A 6178-nucleotide genomic window follows, 5' to 3' on the forward strand; every position below is an offset into this window, starting at 1 on the left:
CTGCTACGTACCGGGCGCCCGTGGCACGGATAACTTCGAAAAATCTTTCACGCGCCACATCCACTTGCTCGCCGACTGCCAGTCGTATGCGGACCATCGCCAACGTGCGAGTACGACTTGCTCTACCTTGTTACCGAACTCGGGCAGGTACTGAAGTCACGCCTGCAGACTTGGTGCTACCTTTCTTTCGGCATATGTGTGCCGCTATGAATGGATGAAACTTTATGTTCTGCATATCGCAAGTATCACGCAAGACCGTTTTGGCTGGCCTGCTCGGCTTGGTTCTATCGACATCTGCTTTGGCAGCCAAGCTGCCTTCAACAGGGCTAGGCCAATCATGGCCGAATACCACTGATGTCAGTGCCAGTCCGCGTTACCACGTCTATCTTTTTGCTCGAGATGGGATTCGCTACATCCAGGTCAATGATTCTAGTGGCAATGTACGAGCTGCCTTTGCGACAGCCAACCAAGTCATTTTTGTGCTGCCCATTGGCGCAGATGCACAAGCCGCCGGAACGTCGCAGAAATCGTCTACGCAGACGGCAGCGGCCAATACATCTTCAACGGAAATGGTGTACTCCGACAATGTCGTACAGGTGACTGCTACGCCTCAGCCCGACGGAACGTTGCTTGTCAGTGCTTCGCTGGCTGGTTGCACCAACCCCTACAACTGTGTCGGTGGTAGCGTGCTCTCACAATGAGGTGATGCTTTAATTCACCCATAGCTGAGTTTGTGCGGGGGCGGTCGAGCGCTCCCGCTCTTTTTTTCTCACGTCCTTGAGCAGGAAAGTGACTCGAAGCTTGTCGTGGATTGTTTTGACATGGAGTTCACCTCCATAGAGATGAACGTGATCGCGCATGGATGCCAAGTCCAGCCCAACAGCTCCAAATCGGGTAGCCAGATACTCACACTCTAACTTTCTATAGGAGGTATCCGCCAACTGGATTCCTTGCAGTGCACCTTCCAAGCGAAGAGCCACCCAACATTCCTCGTTTGTCTCTCCTACCCGCAATGACAGGGTGATACTGAGGCACGTTTCTTCCCCGCAGATGTAGACCACTGTCTCGCAAGCCAAACGGTAGAGGGCTGCTTGAATGGAGGGAGCGAGTCGGTTAAGGCCACGACCCTTGATCTTGCAAGAGTAAGCCATCCCCGTTTCATCAAGGGTGAGTGCAATCGTCTCTTGAAGGGCCGCAGATAGACCCCTGTCGCGCCAGGCGGCGGGATGCATGCTATTTGCAAGTCGTTGTGCCTGATCGTTCGTTGCTGCGGCTTGACTGTGAAAATTGTGACTCTCAGAAGTCTGTAACAGGTGCTTGACGCGGCCGAGCAAACGGGCGTGCGATATTTGTGACGCACTGCGAAGCTCTTCCAAAGCCGTTGCCATTTGACGTATGCGAAGCTCACTCTGGTACAAGCTTCTCTGGGCAAGCTCCATGGCGCTTTTTGCATCGAGGCGGCCCCGCGCTTCTCGCAGGTTCTGGGCGGTAATCCGTGCACCTATGGCAAAGAGGCAAGTCACCGCAAAAGCGATAAAGGCTTGTGCTTGCAGAAGATCGGGTTCGGGGCGAGATGCGATCACGCTACAAATGCAAATGATTGCGAGCGTCCCGCTCACTACAGCTGCCCGCCAACCGTACCTAATCGTTAGCCACAAGGCAGGCAAAAACATCACCATCCTTGTAAGTTGCTTGGCGTCTTCGTTGCCATGCAGGCTCAGCCAGGATAGGGCAAGGAAGACAGGAAGAATGAGGCAGGCTGTCTCGATCAACAAGCGACTCTTGGCAAAGTGCTGAAGTCGTGAACGAAGGAGGCCGGCGCTATGGTCGGCTTTCGCTATCAATACCGATGGCACGATGGCGAGTATCGAAATGTACTTTCCGATGAACAGACCAATAAGCATCAGTGAATCGAGTTGCGGGGGCGGATATCCTGCAGGCGGACGAATGGCCGCAATCGTACAGATATTGGCAAGCGTCCAAACCAGTGACACCAGTAGCCCGCAGATGAGCAACGTCTTGACGTTGACCAGTTGCTTGTTTGGGAACAATGCAAGACGACTTCTACACCACCACACAATCGGCATGGCGAGCGCGATGGGTGGCGTAGTCTCAAGTAAGAGGGCCGGTGTGCCGTACTGGGCCGTCCACAGAATATTGAAGTAAGCAAGAGGGAAGAGTTCGCCGACAATCAAGGCTGGCCATAGCCTGTAAGGCACCAACAAAAGACAGCTAAGGCGAAGCCCGGCAATGATTGGAAAGTGCGCATCCGATAGTGGACGCAGCAGAATGTAGGCCACCGTATAGGCAGCGCCTACCGCGACCTGGGTGAACCAAAAATCTCCTCGCAAACGCCGCATGTCCCAGCTACCCCCATCGCTTGAAATGCTGCACCCCAGCCAAGATTTCTTGAGGTCCTTTTCTACGAATCTTTTACTGCAGCCGCACCACGGCTTGCGCTACGCGGATTGAGTCAATCTTAGCCGGATCTTTCCATGAATACATGAAGATAGGGCCAAAGTGGTGAACAACCTCACAGGGCGAGACAAGAAGAGGCCCGGCACATGGCCGGGCTGGTCATTCCGAATTGGTTACCGCAGTTGGTGCGGTTGGCGGGTTGCCCTTACTCAGTTGATCTAGTGACGACCGCTCGCGCGTGGCTTTTTATAATGTCTCTGGCTTTGGCTACATAGACCAGGGCGCGTTGAAGCTCATCGGGGTCGCCATCGGCCAGTACCTGAGAGAGGTACTCAGCAATGGCCTCCTCGCTATCGAGGTAGTCGGTGATTTCGAAGGGGATGAGGTTGTTGGACATCTCCCCGGATCCTATACCATCGCTGCCGGCTTACGCACTCTAAGTGGCTGTAGCGGACGCCGGTGTCCCCTTGAGCCACTTAAGGACTAGAGTGGTCCACGAGCGTAGCCGCAGGGGGCTCCCGTGGAAGAATTCGAGCGGTGCCATTACTACCGTGGGTACTTGTTGAAGTGCGACCCCACACGCTTAGAGAGCGGCAAGTTCATAGAGACTGCTTTGGTTGTGCACCCTGACGAGACAGGCAACACCGTGGTCGCGTCGTCCTACCGATACGCAGGCTTCATTTCCAGAGGAGCCGCTATTCGCCATGCGTACGGGTGGGCCGAAAAGTGGGTAGATGACTTCTTGAGCGGTTAGCTGTCGGTTCCTTATGCGCGCCTCAGTGTGGAGGCGAGTGCGGACCAAGTCCTAAACTGGGCACTGCAAGAAACTACAGGTTCGCGCTGTCGACGTTGTCTGTACCGTGGCACACGAGTAGCCCTACGAACCGCACTTTCTGGCATTGCTGATTCGGACTGTGAGGGCGAGCGGATGTGGTAGGCAATCAGCTTCCAAATGTGGGCCGTGCAAGACGGTTGCCGGCGATGAATGCGCCTGTCTTCCTGTTGATGCGAAGCTCACACTGATAGCCGCTGCTCGGAATCAGGATGTCTAGCGTGAAGGGATCCCAACGCGACAGACGGCATCAACCAAGCAAATGCAAAACAGTCACCCTGTAGTAACTGGGCGGCGATTCAGTGCAAGGGATTATGTGGCGGATTTAAATAAGTCATTGATATCGTTGGTGCCCGAGGCGGGGATCGAACCCGCATAGCCTTGCGGCTGAGGGATTTTAAGTCCCTTGCGTCTACCAGTTTCGCCACCCGGGCCGGGTGTTGGAGCGCGCTGCAGGCCGGCCTGCAGGCGGCGCGAATCGTAACATGCGCGAGCTTGCGGACTTAGCGCTTGACGCGGCTCAGATCAGGCTTTTGAAGATGTGGATGCCGGCGGTGTATTCGCCGATGATCGTGCCGATGCTGACGAGGAAGAAGTTCAGCAGGGTGCGGGCAACGCGGTTTTTCCACCAGCCGCTCCAGTGCACGATGTCGTCGCGCAGGGTTTCGAAGTCGGCGACGCGCGGGCGGCGTACCCAGGCTTCGGCCATTGCGCTGATGCCGCCGGCCGGGATGCCGGGACGGAATGGTTTGATCGGTGCCGCGATGAAAGCAGCGACGATGCTTAGTGGGTGGCCGCCAGCGGCGAGCGCGCCGAGCGCCGCGAAGCCGCCGGTGAACAGCACCCATGAAAGCAGCGCTTGTGTGCCCAGCGCGGCATTGCGGTGAAAGGCGAACGCGATGGCGGCGAACACCAGCAGCACCAGCGCGCCAGCGACCCATTTGGGCCAGCGTGCCTTGGGTGGTGTGGCGCCCAGTTTCTCTACTTCAGTAGCGGGGTCACTTTGCTGATCACGCAGCAACGTGCACAGGCCCTTGAGGTGGCCGGCGCCGATCACCACCAGTACACGGCGCGGTTCGCTGGTTGCCGAGCGTGTCGCTTCTTCGCGCAGGCGTGCGGCCATGAAGGCGTCGCGCTCGCCGATCAGGCTCTGGTAGAGCGGCTTTGATTCGCTGGCGAATTCGCTGAAGGCGCTTTCCAGCAGATCGCCTTGTTTCAGTTTCTCGATTTCGGCTTGTTCGATTTCCTCGCGCTCGAAAACGCTGGCCAGCAGGCCGCCGAGCAGGCCGAAGCGCTGCCAGAAGCCCACACTGTGCCACGCGCGCTTGAGCGTGGTGCCAACCTCGCGATCGATCAGCCAGAGCGGCAGGCCGCGCTGTTCGGCGCCATCCATCGCTGCCTTCATTTCGGCACCGGGCTGGATACCGGATTGGTCGGCCAGGCGCTTCTGGAACGTCGACAGCACCAGGCTGGCGGCGACCATGCCGGCCTTGCCCTGGCGGATCACTTTAAACAGATCCATCTGCTTGAACGCTTCCGGGTCGCGCATGCTCTGCGCGCGGCTGTCGCAGAGCTCTACCGCCACTGCGTCGAAGTGCTCGTTCGCCAGCAACGCATCGACTGCTTCCACACTGCTGCGCGATACATGCGCGGTGCCAAGCACCACGTATTCGACGCCATCGCGCTGCACACGTTCGATCGGCTGGCCCTGAAGGGCAGGGAGCAGGGCCACGTTGGTTTCGGGAAAGCTCATGCGATCAGCGTGCCGGGTCGTAGGGGAAATTCAAGCATGGGGATGACAGTCCGGCGGAACAAGCCGCGCAGAAAGCCACGAGTGTGGCTTCAGTCGCGAAAACGCTTGAGCAGATCGGCATAGGCGTCGATGCGACGGTCGCGCAGGAACGGCCAGATACGCCGTACGTGTTCGCTGCGGGCCAGATCGACCTCCGCCAGCAACAGCGTGCGCGCACAGGTCTCGGCCTGGGCCAGAAACTCGCCCTGTGGGCCGGCGACGAAACTGCTGCCCCAGAAATCGATACCTGCACCCACGCCTGAAGGATCGGCCTCATGGCCGGTGCGGTTGCAGGACAGCAGGGGCAGGCCGTTGGCTACCGCATGGCCGCGCTGGACGGTGATCCATGCATCGCGCTGGCGGTCCTTCTCGGCCTGGTCGTCGTTCGGATCCCAGCCAATGGCGGTGGGGTAGAGCAGCAGTTCGGCGCCGGCCAGCGCCATCAGGCGCGCGGCTTCCGGATACCACTGATCCCAGCACACCAGCACACCGAGCCGGCCAACCGAGGTATCGATCGGTTCGAAGCCGAGATCACCGGGGGTGAAGTAGAACTTCTCGTAAAAAGCCGGATCGTCCGGGATATGCATCTTGCGATACTTGCCGGCAATCGCCGCGGAGCGATCGAACACCACGGCGGTGTTGTGGTACAGCCCGGCCGCGCGGCGCTCGAACAGCGATGCGACGACGACCAGCTGAAGCTCCTCGGCCAGCTTGCCGATGCGCGCGGTGCCCGGGCCAGGAATGCTTTCAGCCTGGTCGAACACCTCGACCGACTCGCGCTGGCAGAAGTACGGTCCGTTGTGCAGTTCCTGCAGCAGCACCAGCTCGACGCCGGCTGCAGCGGCTTCGCGCAGGCCGGCTTCGATGGCGTCGAGATTGGCATCGCGGCTGCCGCGATCGGTTTCCTGCAACAGTGCAACCTTGAGGGTCTTGCGGGTCATCAGCTTCAATCCTTACGGTGCTGCCGGTGGGGGCAGAACGCCAAGTTTAGCGGATGGCGAGTCTAGGGCTCGTTCAGAATTTCCCCTGGGCGGGAAAACCTGTGGGAGATTCTATGTTTGCATGCAAGTGGTTTGGGGTAATTTGGGTTGATACTGCGAATCGGTCTTGAGCAGTGCGAAGGCGATACGGGCGAG

At 58.5% G+C, this 6178-nt stretch carries 5 protein-coding genes and 1 tRNA gene; 1 reads left to right on the top strand and 5 read right to left on the bottom strand.

Features of this window, described 5'->3' with window-relative positions; genetic code table 11:
* Positions 1–224: 224 nt before the first annotated feature.
* On the top strand, positions 225–701 hold the full coding sequence (locus HDE77_RS06500) for a hypothetical protein (protein WP_184416329.1): 477 nt from the start codon (positions 225–227) through the stop codon (positions 699–701).
* A gap of 9 nt (positions 702–710) precedes the next feature.
* On the opposite strand, the gene HDE77_RS06505 is transcribed toward HDE77_RS06500, so the two are convergent.
* The 5 genes from HDE77_RS06505 to HDE77_RS06525 all read right to left on the bottom strand — a co-directional run bounded on the left by HDE77_RS06505 (position 711) and on the right by HDE77_RS06525 (position 5983).
* A complete protein-coding gene (locus HDE77_RS06505) occupies positions 711–2360 on the bottom strand; it encodes an MASE1 domain-containing protein (RefSeq protein WP_184416330.1) in 1650 nt (549 codons plus the stop codon).
* Between the two features lie 263 nt (positions 2361–2623).
* Positions 2624–2815 carry a hypothetical protein gene (locus HDE77_RS06510; protein ID WP_184416331.1) on the bottom strand — a complete coding sequence of 64 codons (192 nt, stop codon included), beginning with the start codon at positions 2813–2815 and terminating at the stop codon, positions 2624–2626.
* A gap of 782 nt (positions 2816–3597) precedes the next feature.
* Positions 3598–3684: transfer RNA gene (locus tag HDE77_RS06515), tRNA-Leu, on the bottom strand.
* An 86-nt stretch (positions 3685–3770) separates the two neighbouring features.
* Positions 3771–5003, bottom strand: coding sequence for a TraB/GumN family protein (locus HDE77_RS06520; RefSeq protein WP_184416332.1), 1233 nt, complete (start codon positions 5001–5003; stop codon positions 3771–3773).
* An 89-nt stretch (positions 5004–5092) separates the two neighbouring features.
* Positions 5093–5983 (bottom strand): carbon-nitrogen hydrolase, encoded by an 891-nt coding sequence (locus tag HDE77_RS06525; protein WP_184416333.1) that lies wholly within the window; start codon positions 5981–5983, stop codon positions 5093–5095.
* Positions 5984–6178: the final 195 nt, after the last annotated feature.

Source organism: Rhodanobacter sp. MP7CTX1, from assembly GCF_014205795.1.
Lineage (GTDB): Bacteria > Pseudomonadota > Gammaproteobacteria > Xanthomonadales > Rhodanobacteraceae > Rhodanobacter.

What these genes read in the sequence shown, in the direction of transcription:
- HDE77_RS06500 (WP_184416329.1), top strand. Translation starts at nt 225, where the DNA reads ATGTTCTGCATATCGCAAGTATCACGCAAGACCGTTTTGGCTGGCCTG.
- HDE77_RS06505 (WP_184416330.1), bottom strand. Translation starts at nt 2,360, where the DNA reads ATGCGGCGTTTGCGAGGAGATTTTTGGTTCACCCAGGTCGCGGTAGGC.
- HDE77_RS06510 (WP_184416331.1), bottom strand. Translation starts at nt 2,815, where the DNA reads ATGTCCAACAACCTCATCCCCTTCGAAATCACCGACTACCTCGATAGC.
- HDE77_RS06520 (WP_184416332.1), bottom strand. Translation starts at nt 5,003, where the DNA reads ATGAGCTTTCCCGAAACCAACGTGGCCCTGCTCCCTGCCCTTCAGGGC.
- HDE77_RS06525 (WP_184416333.1), bottom strand. Translation starts at nt 5,983, where the DNA reads ATGACCCGCAAGACCCTCAAGGTTGCACTGTTGCAGGAAACCGATCGC.